12 protein-coding genes and 1 riboswitch are annotated in these 15,370 nt (G+C 52.2%); of the genes, 8 read left to right on the top strand and 4 right to left on the bottom strand.

Annotation, left to right across the window (positions count from 1 at the left end):
* Nucleotides 1-313 precede the first annotated feature (313 nt).
* A complete protein-coding gene (gene argE, locus OGV52_RS00105; RefSeq protein WP_151223053.1) occupies nucleotides 314-1,465 on the bottom strand; it encodes an acetylornithine deacetylase in 1,152 nt (383 codons plus the stop codon).
* Nucleotides 1,466-1,620: 155 nt separating this feature from the next.
* Here argE and argC point away from each other — a divergent pair, with 155 nt between their 5' ends.
* From argC to argH, 3 genes are all read left to right on the top strand, one after another.
* A complete protein-coding gene (argC, locus tag OGV52_RS00100) occupies nucleotides 1,621-2,625 on the top strand; it encodes an N-acetyl-gamma-glutamyl-phosphate reductase (RefSeq protein ID WP_200052269.1) in 1,005 nt (334 codons plus the stop codon).
* A 10-nt stretch (nucleotides 2,626-2,635) separates the two neighbouring features.
* Nucleotides 2,636-3,409, top strand: coding sequence for an acetylglutamate kinase (gene argB, locus OGV52_RS00095; RefSeq protein WP_016155288.1), 774 nt, complete (start codon nucleotides 2,636-2,638; stop codon nucleotides 3,407-3,409).
* Nucleotides 3,410-3,525: 116 nt separating this feature from the next.
* Entirely contained in the window at nucleotides 3,526-4,899 is a 1,374-nt protein-coding gene (gene argH, locus OGV52_RS00090) for an argininosuccinate lyase (protein WP_049282375.1), read from the top strand.
* Nucleotides 4,900-4,963: 64 nt separating this feature from the next.
* On the opposite strand, the gene OGV52_RS00085 is transcribed toward argH, so the two are convergent.
* Complete coding sequence (locus tag OGV52_RS00085; RefSeq protein ID WP_080756004.1) at nucleotides 4,964-7,135, bottom strand: ricin-type beta-trefoil lectin domain protein; 2,172 nt, start codon at nucleotides 7,133-7,135, stop codon at nucleotides 4,964-4,966.
* A gap of 483 nt (nucleotides 7,136-7,618) precedes the next feature.
* On the opposite strand from OGV52_RS00085, the gene oxyR reads away from it, so the two are divergent.
* On the top strand, nucleotides 7,619-8,536 hold the full coding sequence (oxyR, locus tag OGV52_RS00080) for a DNA-binding transcriptional regulator OxyR (protein WP_287107910.1): 918 nt from the start codon (nucleotides 7,619-7,621) through the stop codon (nucleotides 8,534-8,536).
* On the opposite strand, the gene sthA is transcribed toward oxyR, so the two are convergent.
* Nucleotides 8,519-9,919, bottom strand: a complete 1,401-nt coding sequence (sthA, locus tag OGV52_RS00075) for a Si-specific NAD(P)(+) transhydrogenase (RefSeq protein ID WP_016155291.1) — start codon at nucleotides 9,917-9,919, stop codon at nucleotides 8,519-8,521. The genes oxyR and sthA overlap by 18 nt on opposite strands.
* A gap of 191 nt (nucleotides 9,920-10,110) precedes the next feature.
* Here sthA and fabR point away from each other — a divergent pair, with 191 nt between their 5' ends.
* Complete coding sequence (gene fabR / locus OGV52_RS00070) at nucleotides 10,111-10,746, top strand: HTH-type transcriptional repressor FabR (protein ID WP_003028862.1); 636 nt, start codon at nucleotides 10,111-10,113, stop codon at nucleotides 10,744-10,746.
* 15 nt (nucleotides 10,747-10,761) lie between these two features.
* Nucleotides 10,762-11,121, top strand: coding sequence for a YijD family membrane protein (locus tag OGV52_RS00065; RefSeq protein WP_016155292.1), 360 nt, complete (start codon nucleotides 10,762-10,764; stop codon nucleotides 11,119-11,121).
* Between the two features lie 45 nt (nucleotides 11,122-11,166).
* Here the strand turns inward: OGV52_RS00065 and trmA are convergent, their stop codons facing one another.
* Entirely contained in the window at nucleotides 11,167-12,267 is a 1,101-nt protein-coding gene (gene trmA, locus OGV52_RS00060; RefSeq protein WP_019077891.1) for a tRNA (uridine(54)-C5)-methyltransferase TrmA, read from the bottom strand.
* A 115-nt stretch (nucleotides 12,268-12,382) separates the two neighbouring features.
* Nucleotides 12,383-12,569, top strand: a riboswitch (cobalamin riboswitch).
* 65 nt (nucleotides 12,570-12,634) lie between these two features.
* On the opposite strand from trmA, the gene btuB reads away from it, so the two are divergent.
* Nucleotides 12,635-14,473: a TonB-dependent vitamin B12 receptor BtuB gene (btuB, locus tag OGV52_RS00055; RefSeq protein ID WP_047497611.1), complete on the top strand. Its 1,839-nt coding sequence runs from the start codon at nucleotides 12,635-12,637 to the stop codon at nucleotides 14,471-14,473.
* Entirely contained in the window at nucleotides 14,418-15,269 is an 852-nt protein-coding gene (gene murI / locus OGV52_RS00050; protein WP_016157938.1) for a glutamate racemase, read from the top strand. The genes btuB and murI overlap by 56 nt, the downstream gene beginning before the upstream one ends.
* Nucleotides 15,270-15,370 lie beyond the last annotated feature (101 nt).

Raw genomic sequence — 15,370 nt, 5'->3', positions numbered from 1 at the left:
GCGTCCTGTATCTTTCGCGCGACATCGGCGTTGGCTGCGCTTGCCCATCTGGTCACTTACTTATGTAAGCTCCTGGTATGAGCTCGCTTGCCGCCTTGCTGTGACACGAAATATCTCGGACTTTGTATGTTAGCCGTCTTTTATAAAGCCACGTAAAAGTCGTGACGTCAATTGCTGCGAAATCGGTTCAGCAAACGAAAAAATGACGGGAATTTACGTTATTTAATTCACATCGAATCAAATAAGCTTTGCTTATGGAAATGTTAATAAATTACCTCGCTTACCACTAAAGGGTTAGCGAGGCGATAAGCGGTTAATGCCAGCAGAAATGATGCACAACCTGGGTGATCAATTCGCGGGTTGGCTTAATAAAACGAGTTTCCAGATACTCATCCGGCTGATGCGCCTGATTAATGGAGCCAGGCCCTAACACCAGCGTCGGGCAAAGCGTCTGGATAAACGGCGCTTCGGTGCAGTAGTTCACCACTTCTGTCTGTGCGCCCAGCAGTTTCTCAACCACTTGTACCAGTTGATGATCTGGTGGGCACTCATAGCCTGGAATTGGCGGATGTAGCTCCGACACCGTCAGGCGACCTGGCCAGCGCTCGCTGACCGGGGCCAGCGCGTCGTTAAGTAAGCCATTGAGATCGTTAAGCGTCATGCCGGGCAGTGGGCGAATATCCATATGCAGCTCGCAGCAGGCGCAGATTCGGTTGGCGGCGTCGCCGCCGTGGATGTGACCCAAATTTAACGTCGGATAAGGGACGGTAAAAGCATCATGGTGATAGCGCTCTTTCAGATCATCTCGCAGATTCATGATATGACCGATGGCATCATGCATCAGTTCAATGGCATTCACGCCACGAGCCGGATCGCTCGAGTGACCCGATTGTCCCAAAATGCGAATCGCATTAGAGATATGACCTTTGTGCGCGCGGACCGGTTGCAAAGAAGTGGGTTCGCCAATGATCGCGCAGTCCGGGCGTAAAGCGGTGGTTTCAGAGAAATAACGCGCTCCCGCCATGCTGGTCTCTTCATCGGCAGTGGCCAGAATGTACAGGGGCTTTTTCAGTTGAGTGACGTCGACGTCACGCAGCGCGTCGAGGATAAAGGCGAAGAAGCCTTTCATATCTGCCGTACCCAAACCGTAGAGCTTATTGTCATGCTCGGTCAGGGTGAACGGATCGCGCGTCCAGCGTCCGTCGTCAAAGGGGACGGTATCGGTATGGCCCGCCAACAACAAACCACCGGCTCCCTGTCCAATGCTTGCCAGCATATTGAATTTATTGCGCGTGTCGGGAACCGGCTGGACCTCCACATTAAAGCCCAAATCTTTGAACCAGTCCGCCAGCAGAGTGATTAAACCTGCATTACTTTGGTCGAGCGCTTCTTCGGTGGCGCTAATCGACGGCATGGCAATCAGAGCGCGGTATATCTCGATAAATGGCGGTAAATTGTTTTTCATTGTTGACACACCTCGGGTCATGATAGTATCAATATTCATGCAGTATTTGTGAATAAAAATACATTAACGTTGAGCGTAATAAAACCCACCAAGTGTAAGGTGAGGTGATAAAGGCTTATATCTGGCAACAGAATCTAAGAAGGTGAGCAGCCCCGATGTTGAATACGCTGATTGTGGGCGCCAGTGGCTATGCCGGCGCAGAGCTTGTGACCTATGTAAATCGCCATCCTGATATGACCATAACCGCTTTGACCGTCTCAGCGCAAAGCAATGATGCAGGAAAATTAATCTCCGATTTGCATCCGCAGTTGAAAGGCATTGTCGATTTACCGTTACAGCCAATGTCAGATATCAGCGAGTTTAGCGCAGGGGTGGACGTTGTGTTCCTCGCAACGGCACATGAGGTGAGCCATGACCTGGCCCCGCAGTTTTTGCAGGCCGGATGCGTGGTGTTTGACCTCTCGGGCGCGTTTCGCGTAAACGACGGCGCGTTCTATGAAAAATATTACGGCTTTACCCATCAGCATCCCGACCTGCTGGAGCAGGCGGTTTATGGACTGGCGGAGTGGAGCGCAGACCAACTGAAAGACGCGAATCTGATTGCCGTGCCGGGTTGCTACCCGACGGCGGCGCAGCTGTCGCTGAAACCACTGATTGATGCCGGGCTGCTGGATCTCAGCCAGTGGCCGGTAATTAACGCCACCAGCGGCGTGAGCGGCGCGGGACGTAAGGCGGCTATTTCCAACAGCTTTTGTGAGGTGAGCCTGCAGCCGTATGGCGTGTTTACCCATCGCCATCAGCCGGAAATCGCTACTCACCTTGGTGCGGAGGTGATCTTCACCCCGCATCTGGGCAACTTCCCGCGCGGAATTCTGGAAACCATCACCTGCCGTTTGCAAGCGGGCGTAACCCATGCGCAAGTGGCTCAAACGTTGCAACAGGCGTATGGCGATAAGCCACTGGTGCGTCTGTATGACAAAGGCGTTCCGGCGCTGAAGAACGTGGTTGGCTTACCGTTCTGTGATATCGGGTTTGCCGTACAGGGTGAGCACCTGATCGTGGTGGCAACTGAAGACAACTTATTGAAAGGCGCGTCGGCACAGGCGATGCAGTGCGCAAATATTCGTTTTGGCTTTGCTGAAACTCAGTCTCTTATTTAAGGGTGCAACGATGAATCCATTAATTATCAAGCTGGGCGGCGTTTTACTGGATAGCGAAGAGGCGCTGGAGCGTCTGTTTACCGCACTGGTGAATTATCGTGAGTCGCATCAGCGACCGCTGGTCATTGTGCACGGTGGCGGCTGCGTGGTTGACGATCTGATGAAGCAGCTGAACCTGCCGGTGAAAAAGAAAAATGGTCTGCGCGTCACGCCAGCCGATCAAATTGACATTATTACCGGCGCCCTGGCGGGAACAGCGAATAAAACCTTACTGGCCTGGGCGAAAAAGCACCACATCGCATCCGTGGGTCTGTATCTTGGTGATGGCGATAGCGTAAAAGTGACGCCGCTCGATAAAGCGCTGGGTCATGTTGGACTGGCGCAGCCGGGTTCGCCTAAGCTGATTAACACACTGCTGGAAGGCGGTTTTCTGCCGGTAGTTAGCTCTATTGGTGTTACTGAAGACGGACTGCTGATGAACGTTAATGCCGATCAGGCGGCAACGGCGCTGGCGGCAACCCTGGGTGCGGATTTGATCCTGCTCTCTGACGTAAGCGGTATTCTGGATGGTAAAGGCCAGCGTATTGCCGAAATGACCGCCGCGAAAGCGGAACAACTGATTGAACAAGGTATTATTACTGACGGCATGATCGTGAAGGTCAATGCGGCGCTGGATGCCGCGCGCACGCTGGGTCGCCCTGTGGATATTGCCTCCTGGCGTCATGCCGAGCAACTGCCGGCGCTGTTTAACGGCATGCCAATTGGCACGCGGATTTTAGCGTAAACTATTTTGTACCCGATGGCGGTTATGCCTTATCGGGCCTACGTGAATCGAACCTGTACGCCGGATAAGCTAAGCGCCATCCGGCGTTGAAATTCAAGATATTAAGGAAGCAAGTTATGGCACTTTGGGGTGGGCGTTTTACACAGGCAGCAGATCAGCGGTTCAAACAGTTCAACGACTCGTTGCGTTTTGACTACCGCCTGGCAGAACAGGATATTGTCGGCTCTGTGGCCTGGTCTAAAGCGCTGGTAACGGTCGGCGTACTGACTGCCGATGAACAACTGCAATTGGAAGAGGCGCTGAACACTCTGTTGGAAGAGGTTCGCGTTAATCCGCAGCAGATCCTGCAAAGCGATGCCGAAGATATTCATAGCTGGGTGGAAGGTAAGCTGATTGATAAAGTCGGCCAGCTTGGTAAAAAACTGCATACCGGACGTAGCCGTAATGACCAGGTCGCGACCGATCTTAAACTGTGGTGTAAAGACACGGTTATTGAATTACTGTCGGCCAACCGTCAGCTGCAAAGTGCGCTGGTGGTGACGGCAGAGAATAACCAGGACGCCGTCATGCCGGGTTACACCCACCTGCAACGTGCGCAGCCGGTGACGTTTGCTCATTGGTGTCTGGCCTATGTCGAAATGTTGGCGCGTGACGAGAGCCGTCTGCAGGATTCGCTCAAGCGTCTGGACGTCAGTCCACTGGGCTGCGGCGCGCTGGCGGGTACGGCGTATGAAATCGATCGCGAGCAGCTGGCCGGTTGGCTGGGCTTTGCCTCGGCGACGCGTAACAGTCTGGACAGTGTTTCTGACCGTGACCACGTGCTGGAGTTACTCTCCAACGCTTCTATCGGCATGGTGCACCTGTCGCGTTTTGCTGAAGACCTGATTTTCTTTAATACCGGCGAAGCGGGTTTTGTCGAGCTGTCCGATCGTGTAACTTCGGGTTCATCTCTGATGCCGCAGAAGAAAAACCCGGATGCGCTGGAGCTGATCCGTGGCAAATGCGGTCGCGTGCAGGGTGCGCTGACCGGCATGATGATGACCTTAAAAGGTCTCCCGTTGGCATACAATAAAGATATGCAGGAAGACAAAGAAGGGCTGTTCGATGCGCTCGACACCTGGCTGGACTGTCTGCATATGGCTGCGCTGGTGCTGGATGGCATTCAGGTGAAACGTCCGCGTTGTCAGGAAGCGGCGCAGCAGGGTTATGCTAACGCCACCGAGTTGGCGGATTATCTGGTAGCAAAAGGCGTCCCGTTCCGCGAAGCACACCATATTGTGGGTGAGACGGTGGTCGAGGCGATTCGTCAGGGCAAACCGCTGGAAGCGCTGTCGCTTGCTGACTTACAAAAGTTCAGTCAGGTGATTGGCGAGGACGTTTATCCGATCCTCTCGTTGCAATCGTGCCTGGATAAACGTGCGGCGAAAGGCGGCGTGTCGCCACAGCAGGTGGCGCAGGCGATCGACTACGCGAAGGCGCGTCTGATTTAACGTCGGTAATAAAAGAGGCCATCCCGAGGGATGGCCTTGTCATGTTTCTATCCTGGATAGCAGTTTACGGACGATAAATTTCAAATTCCTGGGCGACGTTATTGTCGGTGCAGGTACTTAAGGTGACATAACCGTCGTTACCCACCGTCATACAACGTTGCGTGCCTTCCTTCTGTGAGACGAACTTGTTGTTTTGCCAGGTCCATGTCTGATTTTTGTTGGTATCAGTCGGGGTGTGGCAGGTGTAAGAAATAATATTTCTGCCTTCAACATTATAACCGTTTTGAATATCCAGGCAGCTCTGGCTATTGCCAATTACCAGATGTTCACGGGCATCAAATTTAAAGGTCTGGTTGTTGGAGCCGGAGCAGGCATAGGTGAACAAACGATCGCCATTCCGGATTTGACCGTTTTTGACATCCAGGCAGAGGTTGTTTTTCCGTGATTTATAAACACCGGTGACGACCTCTTTTTCATCTGCGTGAGTAAACGGCGCAAATACCTGGCTGTATGCGTACATCGGTGCCTGCTGTGCGGTCATGCCGCTGTGCTCCGGGCTGACCTGCTTCGCCACGCCCGGCTGATCGCGTGCCATTGACCACGCGCCAATCATGCCGAGGTTGCGTTTTTTCGCATCTTCCATTACCAGTTTCGCATCGGACAGATAGAACACTTCGCCCTGTACATCGTTGTAACCGATCATCGGGGTGGTGCCCATCATGGCGTTGATCTCTTTGTCAGATTTCTCTGGCCAGATTTTCTTCAACTGGGTGAACATGTTGTCGATAGCGGATGTGGCGCATTTACCGTGAATGTTCTGCCCTTCGGTGCCGTCTGACTGGCAGACGGCGTTACCGTAGTCCATGGTCATCACGTTAATACCAGCCAGCTCAACGCCGGCATGGCGCGCATTTTCCAGTACATACAGACCTTCAGCCGTCAGACCGGTCGGCAGAATTGGCAGGGTGTACCAGATACCGACTTTGCGACCTTCCTCTTTCCACTGAGCCTGAACCTCTTTTACTGCCTGGTTGCGGCGATCGATGGAATCCTGATCGGCCACCCATGTGCCTTCGATATCAAAATCCAGCACGTTCAGGTTCATGTTATCAACAATGTCGTAGTAGAGTTTTTGCAGGTCTTTAACATTCTTACAGGCTGCTGCCAGCGGGGAGTTATTCGCTCCGCCAATGGAAACCATCACATCGCCACCAGCTTCACGCAGCGCTTTTATTTTGCTGTACTGTGAGTAATCCTGCAGATTATAGGCCGTACCCCAGGTTGGGATGCACTGCTCGCCGCTTTTCGCGACGACAAACGCCATGGTGAAGTGGGTAATATTTTGCTCTTTCGCCAGTTTTGCCAGATCCGGAATGCTGTTCAGGCTAAAGTCGACGTATGGCGCATAAACGTGGGCAGGCCACGGATTTTTCGGCGTCCCTACGCGCTCTTTGGTGCCTGCCCAGTTGGTATAAATCGCCCACGGGTTGTTATCATCCGGCATAACGCCTTTGACTTTCGTCTGAGCGACATAAGGTATCCCTTTGTACACCGCCAGTTTGCCAGCTTCGTAAAGCGCAATGGAGTTGATCTGTGGGGCATTATTAAATTGTTCCTGGGTGAATTCGACCGTTGGGCCTAACGGTTTCCACGGACGGCCATTGGTGCCGGTCGGGTTCTGGTTACCTGCAATAGAAGGATTTTCGCCAACGGTATAGTACAGCGCTTCATAAGACTGGCCGTCAACTTTGACCTCATCCCCTTTGTTATAAACCTGGCTGGAACTCCAGTCGGGTACTGGCGTATAGAGTTTCCACGGGTTGTCGGCACCTGGGGTGAAGGAATAAGCCGGAATGGGCCTGGACGCTTCATATGTCACATCCTGATAAGCGACAATATCATCTTTGGCATAATCTTTTTCTGCGCTGAATGCGTCGTGGGCGACCGGCGTGGCGCTGCCCGCGTCACAGGTCGTTGGGTTGCCGTATTGGTCTATTTCCGCTTTTGTGGCATCGCGCACATAACTCCACGGATTATCCCAGTTTTCAGCGGACGCGCCCTGTGGGCAATTATCGGCATTTACATACCAGCGGTTACTATAAACTTTACTGTCAAAAATAACTTCAATGGTGTTTCCACCTGACTGACCGCTCCAGGCTTCCAGGGCGAATGCGTTTGCGGCGCACGACATCAGGCCTGCCGCGAGAAAATATCGCGAAATAGTATTGAGTTTCATAAAAGATTCCATTCGATAAATATTAGAAAAATATGGGTGAATGTACTCTAAATAATTAGAGTGGCGAAGAAACGAGTGTTCTTGCGATTTGCCATATATTGAATATCGCGCGGTTATTATTTATGAACCTGATAGGGCGTCAAATATATAAATGATACAAAATGTTTTTGATTATTTTAATTTAATACGATTTTCATTTAAATAATCGAATGGAAATATGTAATTTATATTTTGTATATATTTTTTTGAATGTATTCGCGCCGGGCGCAAAAAAAAATGCGGACTCAAGGTCCGCAAAAGTTCACGTTGGCTTTAGTTATTTCGAGTATGAGAGAAACTCTCAAAACGGACAGTAGCTTCAAGGGTTAAAGGGGTACCGTTCCGTTTCTGTGGTGCATTATTAAACAGAAAGCTTGATAGGGATAATCGTTCGTTGCTATTCTACCTATCGCTACGAACTATCGTGGCGATGGAGGATGAATAATGAATATTCGTGATCTTGAATACCTGGTGGCGCTAGCCGAACATCGTCACTTCCGACGAGCGGCAGACTCCTGTCACGTTAGTCAGCCAACGCTGAGCGGACAGATCCGCAAGCTGGAAGATGAGCTTGGCGTCATGCTGCTGGAGCGTACGAGTCGCAAAGTGCTGTTCACTCAGGCAGGTTTACTGCTGGTGGATCAGGCGCGCACCGTGCTGCGCGAGGTCAAAGTGCTCAAGGAGATGGCAAGCCAACAAGGCGAGACAATGTCTGGACCGCTGCATATTGGTTTGATCCCAACGGTGGGGCCATACCTGCTGCCGCATATTATTCCTATGTTGCACCAGACCTTCCCAAAACTGGAAATGTATCTCCATGAGGCGCAGACGCATCAGCTGTTGGCGCAACTGGATAGCGGTAAGCTCGACTGCGTCATTCTGGCGCTGGTGAAAGAGAGTGAGGCGTTCATCGAAGTACCATTATTTGATGAGCCTATGCTGCTGGCGATCTATGAAGATCACCCATGGGCAAACCGCGACTGTGTACCGATGTCCGATCTGGCGGGTGAGAAACTGCTGATGCTAGAGGATGGCCACTGCCTGCGCGATCAGGCGATGGGCTTCTGCTTTGAAGCGGGTGCCGATGAGGATACCCATTTCCGGGCGACCAGTCTGGAAACGCTGCGTAACATGGTGGCGGCAGGCAGCGGTATTACCTTACTGCCCGCGCTGGCCGTGCCGCCGGAGCGTAAGCGTGATGGCGTTGTCTATCTGCCCTGCATCAAGCCTGAACCGCGCCGTACGATTGGCCTGGTGTATCGTCCAGGTTCGCCGCTGCGCAGCCGTTATGAACAGCTGGCAGAGGCCATCCGTGGGTCAATGGATGGCCATTTCGACAGTACGTTAAAACAGGCGGTTTAAGCCATTTAGCGCTGCTACCCGATAGGCTTCCGCCATGGTTGGGTAGTTAAAGGTGGTGTTAACGAAGTATTCGATGGTGTTACCACCACCTTTTTGCTCCATTATCGCCTGACCGATGTGAATAATTTCGGCCGCGCGTTCCCCAAAGCAGTGGATCCCCAGAATCTCTTTCGTTTCGCGATGGAACAGGATCTTCAGCGTTCCGACACTCATACCCACGATTTGCGCACGTGCCAGATGTTTAAACTGGGCGCGGCCAACCTCGTATGGAACTTTCATGGCCGTGAGCTGCTGCTCGGTTTTCCCGACGGAGCTGATTTCCGGAATGGTATAAATCCCGGTCGGGATATCTTCGATCAGATGCGCGGTAGCTTCGCCTTTTACCAATGCCTGGGCGGCAATGCGTCCCTGATCGTAGGCCGCCGATGCCAGACTCGGATAGCCGATCACATCTCCTACGGCATACACGTGCGGCAGCGCCGTCTGGTACATGCTGTTGACCTTCAACTGTCCGCGGCTGTCGGTTTTCAACCCAATATTTTCCAGCGCCAGCGAATCGGTATTACCGGTACGGCCATTGGCGTACAACAGGCAGTCGGCTTTCAGTTTCTTACCGGATTTCAGATGCATGATGACGCCGTCATCGCAACCTTCAATCTTCTCGTACTCTTCGTTGTGGCGAATGACCACTCCGCTGTTCCAGAAGTGGTAAGAGAGCGAGTCGGACATCTCTTGATCGAGGAACGCAAGCAGACGATCGCGGGTGTTGATTAAATCAACTTTGACGTCCATTCCACGGAAGATCGACGCATATTCGCAACCAATTACTCCCGCGCCATAAATCAAAACATGGCGGGGTTCATGGTGCAGGCTCAGGATAGAGTCGCTGTCATAAACCCGGGGATGGGAAAAGTCGACATCCACCGGATGATAGGGGCGTGAACCACAGGCGATGATGAACTTATCCGCGGTCAGCGTTTCCACCGTGCCGTCGTGGCATTCAAGGGCGAGTGTGTGTTCATCAACAAAACGGGCATTTCCTTGCAAAATTTCACAGTGGTTGCGCTCGTAAAATCCTTGCCGCATACGCGTTTGCTGATTAATAACGTTATCAGCGTGGTTGAGAATATCGGCGAAAGAAGAACGAAGGAGTCGGGAGTGGTCGCTGTAAAGTGGGTTCTGATTGAATTCAATAATACGGCTGACGGCGTGGCGGAGGGCTTTCGACGGGATGGTCCCCCAGTGGGTACAGCCTCCGCCGACGTTATGATAGCGCTCAATCACCGCGACGCGCGCTCCTTGCTTAACCAGACCCATTGCAGCGCCTTCGCCGCCGGGACCGGAACCTATTACTATTGCATCGTAATCGTAGGAATGTGACATGGTCAGGCTTACCTGTTCTTATACATAAAAGCAACAGAATAGTAACATCGTTGTCGGGATAACCCAATTATCGTTGTGCTTTTTTGCGAACTCGAAGCACAAACTGCGCGTAAACAATCATTCACAAAGCCATGCCAACCGCCGAATCTCTGGTATAGTGCCAGCAAGGTATGTGGAAGGATTCAGACATCGTGATGGGCGTTAGAGCGCAACAAAAAGAAAAAACCCGGCGTTCGCTGGTAGAAGCCGCATTTAGTCAACTCAGCGCTGAGCGTAGTTTTGCCAGCCTCAGTTTACGCGAAGTCGCTCGTGAAGCGGGCATTGCGCCAACCTCGTTTTATCGCCATTTCCGTGATGTGGATGAACTCGGCCTGACGATGGTGGATGAGAGTGGTTTGATGCTGCGTCAGTTGATGCGTCAGGCGCGTCAGCGTATCGCGAAGGGCGGGAGTGTGATCCGCACCTCGGTCTCAACATTTATGGAGTTCATCGGCAACAATCCCAACGCCTTCCGTTTATTATTGCGCGAACGTTCGGGAACCTCCGCAGCGTTTCGTGCAGCGGTCGCTCGTGAAATTCAGCACTTCATTGCGGAACTTGCGGACTATCTCGAACTCGAAAACCATATGCCTCGTGCGTTTACTGAAGCGCAGGCCGAAGCCATGGTCACCATTGTGTTCAGCGCTGGGGCAGAAGCACTGGATGTTGGCGCCGAGCAGCGTCGACAGCTGGAAGAACGGCTGGTATTGCAACTGCGCATGATCGCGAAGGGCGCATTTTATTGGTACCGCCGTGAACAAGAGAAGATGACGCATCACTCCGAGTAACGAGAAGGACGAGCAATGAAACAGTCAGGTCAAGATAAAGGTACGCTGCTGCTGGCGCTGGTTGCTGGCTTATCGATCAATGGCACATTTGCGGCGCTGTTTAGCTCCATTGTGCCATTCTCAGTATTCCCAATTATTTCGCTAGTGCTGACGGTTTATTGTCTGCATCAACGCTATCAAAACCGTACCATGCCTGTGGGGTTACCGGGCCTGGCCGCCGCCTGTTTTATTCTCGGCGTTCTGTTGTACAGCACTGTGGTACGCGCTGAATATCCGGATATTGGCTCTAACTTCTTCCCGGCGGTTCTGTCGGTGATTCTGGTGTTCTGGATCGGCTTTAAAGTGCGTAACCGTAGACAGGAAATCGTGGAGTAATATTTGTAGGCCGGGCAAGCGAAGCGCCCCCGGCCAGGACATCATTTACTTGGCGGTCAGTAATACTCCGCACTCCATATGGTGCGTATACGGGAACTGATCGAACAGAGCCAGGCGTGAAACATTGTGCGTCTGGCTTAACGTTTCCAGGTTCTTACACAATGTCTCCGGGTTACAGGAGATGTACAGAATTCGCGGGTACGCCTGCACCATTTTCTCTGTTTCGCTGTCCAGACCGCTGCGCGGTGGGTCAACGAAAATGGTTTCACACTGGTAACTCTTCAGATCGATTCCCTGCAAACGGTTGAACTCACGAACCCCGTTCATCGCCTGAGTAAACTCTTCGGCCGCCATGCGGATAATTTGTACGTTATCAATATGGTTAGCCGCAATGTTGTATTGTGCAGCAGCCACGGACGGTTTAGCGATTTCAGTGGCCAGCACGCGGTTGAAGTTTTGTGCGAGGGCTAACGAGAAATTGCCATTGCCGCAGTACAGCTCAAGCAGGTCGCCTTTTGATCCCCTGGTGACATCAATCGCCCATTCCAGCATCTGAATATTCATGGCGGCATTCGGCTGGGTGAAGCTGTTCTCAACCTGGCGGTAGATAATCTCTTTACCCGCAACCGGCAAGCGTTCGTCAATGTAATCCTGGTCCAGCTCGATTTTGGTTTTGGTTGCCCGGCCAATCAGATGCACGTTCAGGTTTTGCGCCCGTAACGCATCCCGCAGCGCTTCAGCTTCCTGACGCCATTCATCATCCAGCTTTTTATGGTACAGCATCGATACCACCGCCTGATCGCTCAGGGTAGTGAGGTAATCAATCTGGAACAGTTTGTGGCGCAGGACGTGGTTGTTGCGAACGCCGTCGATCATTGCCGTCATCAGCGTGTTGATAAGCTCGCTGGCCGCCGGGAAACTGTCGACGCGGATACGGCTTTTGGTCTGGCTGTCGAACATGATGTGGTACAGATCATCCCCGTCATGCCACAGACGAAATTCCGCGCGCATACGGTAGTGGCTGACCGGCGAGCGAAACACTTCCGGAGCCTGTGCATAAAATGGCGTCATTAAGCTCTGCAGACGCACTACTTTTTCAGCTAACTGGGCGTCGTACTGTTCTGTCGGAAGGTGTTCGGGGGTCATGATGCGTCCTGAAAAATAAAAGTACGCGGGGATTGTAGGGATTGCTCAACAGATGTCCAGTCATTGATGATTTCCGATATTGTGATGCGCGGTCTGGACACCAGGTTGTAACAAACTGTAGCATCCGTTTTCCGGTCCTGTGAGTTAAAAGGGAATCCAGTGTGAATCTGGAGCTGACGCGCAGCGGTAAGGAAGGTAGGAGATGAGCGCACCTGGTGCAGACACTGCGGCTTGCCGTGGGAAGTCATCATCTCTTTAAGTTGCCTCCAAGCCCGAAGACCTGCCGGCTAACGTCGCATCTGGTTTTCATCATCGCGTACTATCGGTGGGACCTGCGGCATCCTTCTTATATTGTGGATGCTTTACAATGATTAAAAAATCGTTGCTGTGCACGGCGCTGTCCGTCACAGCATTTTCGGGTTGGGCGCAGGACACTAGCCCAGATACTCTCGTCGTCACTGCCAACCGTTTTCAGCAGCCTCGTAGCGCTGTACTTGCCCCTATCACCGTTGTTACGCGTCAGGACATCGATCGCTGGCAATCCACTTCCGTCAATGATGTGCTTCGTCGCCTGCCGGGCGTGGATATCGCCCAATACGGTGGTATGGGACAAAATTCGTCTATTTCTATTCGCGGCACCAATGCCAGCCATGTGCTGGTGTTGATTGACGGCGTGCGTCTGAACCTGGCAGGGGTTAGCGGCGCAGCCGATCTTAGCCAGTTCCCAGTCTCGTTAGTGCAACGTATCGAATACATTCGTGGGCCGCGGTCGGCGGTTTATGGGTCTGATGCGATTGGTGGTGTGGTGAATATCATTACCACGCGTGAAAAGCCGGGGACGGAACTCACTGCTGGTGTGGGGAGCAATGGGTATCAGAATTATGATGTCTCAACCCAACAACAGCTTGGCGAAAATACGCGCGTCACATTAATGGGCGATTATGCCTATACCAAAGGTTTTGATGTTGTCGCATACGGTAGCACTGGCTCTCAGGCTCAGCCCGACAAAGACGGTTTCTTAAGTAAGACGCTATATGGCGCGCTGGAACATAACTTTTCCGATACATGGAGCGGGTTTGTTCGCGGCTACGGCTATGATAACCGAACAGATTATGACGCGTATTATTATCCTGGGACGCCGTTAGTGGATACCCGTCAGCTCTATAGCCAAAGCTGGGATGCCGGGCTGCGCTTTAATGGCGAGCTTATCCAGTCACAACTGGTTTCCAGCTATAGCCATAGTAAAGATTACAACTATGATCCGGATTATGGCCGCTATGACTCCTCGGCCACACTGGATGATATGAAGCAATATAATGTTCAGTGGTCCAACAGTATGGTGCTTGGTCACGGTAACGTAGGCGCAGGCGTTGACTGGCAAAAGCAAACCACGACGCCTGGCACCGGGTATGTCACGGACGGTTACGATCAGCGTAATACGGGTCTCTACCTGACCGGGTTGCAGCAACTGGGCGACTTTACCTTTGAAGGTGCGGCGCGCAGTGATGATAACTCCGAGTTTGGCCGTCATGGCACATGGCAGACCAGCGCCGGATGGGAGTTTATTGAAGGCTATCGCTTTATTGCGTCCTACGGTACATCTTACAAAGCGCCTAATCTCGGACAGTTGCATGGTTATTACGGTAATTCGAACCTGGATCCTGAACAAAGTAAGCAATGGGAAGGGGCGTTTGAAGGCTTAACGGCGGGCGTGAACTGGCGTGTATCCGGATATCGTAATGATATCGATGACATGATCGATTACGACCCGCATACCGAGAAATACTTTAACGAAGGTAAAGTTCGTATTAAAGGTGTGGAAGCGACCGCAAACTTTGATACCGGGCCGTTGGCACATACGCTGAGCTACGATTATGTCGATTCGCGCAATGCGATTACGGACAAGCCGCTCGCACGCCGTTCTAAAAACCAGGTGAAGTACCAGCTCGACTGGCAGGTTTATGATTTTGACTGGGGCCTGACGTATCATTACCTGGGAACGCGTTATGACACTGACTACGTAACCTACCAGCCAGTAAAAATGGGTGGGGTTAGCCTGTGGGATCTTGGCGTGTCATATCCAATCACCTCACAACTGACAGTTCGTGGTAAAATCGCCAACCTGTTCGATAAAGATTACGAGACAGTTTATGGCTACGCAACTGCAGGACGGGAATACACCTTGTCTGGCAGCTACACTTTCTGATCCGCGTCCCACCGTGCTGGTGTTTGATTCCGGCGTCGGTGGGTTGTCGGTCTATGACGAGATCCGGCGTCTTCTGCCGGATCTCCACTATATATACGCTTTCGACAACGTCGCCTTTCCTTATGGAGAGAAGAGCGAGGAGTTTATCGTCGAACGTGTTGTTGAGATTGTGACTGCGGTCCAGCAGCGCTATCCCCTCTCTCTTGCGGTCATCGCGTGTAATACAGCAAGCACGGTATCGCTCCCTGCATTACGTGAGAAATTTGCCTTTCCGGTTGTGGGCGTGGTGCCTGCCATTAAACCGGCGGCGCGACTCACGGCGAATGGTGTGGTGGGACTGCTGGCTACGCGTGCAACGGTGAAGCGTTCATATACCCATGAGTTGATTGCACGGTTTGCTAACGAATGTCAGATAGCGATGCTGGGTTCCGCTGAGCTGGTGGAACTGGCGGAAGCGAAGCTGCACGGTGAAACCGTTTCTCTGGAAGAACTGCGTCGTGTCCTGCGCCCTTGGCTGCGGATGTCGGAACCACCTGACACGGTGGTGCTCGGATGCACCCATTTCCCTCTATTACGGGAAGAACTTTTACAGGTCCTGCCCGAGGGGACGCGGCTGGTGGATTCTGGTGCCGCGATTGCGCGTCGTACGGCCTGGTTATTAGAACATGAAGCGCCAGACGCGAAATCAACTGATGAGAATGTCGCATTCTGCATGGCAATGACGGCAGAAGCCGAACAATTATTGCCCGTGCTGCAGCGTTATGGCTTTAAGACGCTCGAAAAACTGGCTGTTTAGGCTGTTTTGGTGGAAAAATAGGCACTCGGAAGATTATTTTAAATTTCCCCTTGTCAGCCTGAAATAACTCCCTATAATGCGCCTCCACTGACACGGAACAA

The organism is Citrobacter sp. Cb041 (genome assembly GCF_030336655.1).
Classification (GTDB): Bacteria; Pseudomonadota; Gammaproteobacteria; order Enterobacterales; family Enterobacteriaceae; genus Citrobacter; species Citrobacter braakii.
This window is presented reverse-complemented; position numbering and strand designations above follow the sequence as displayed.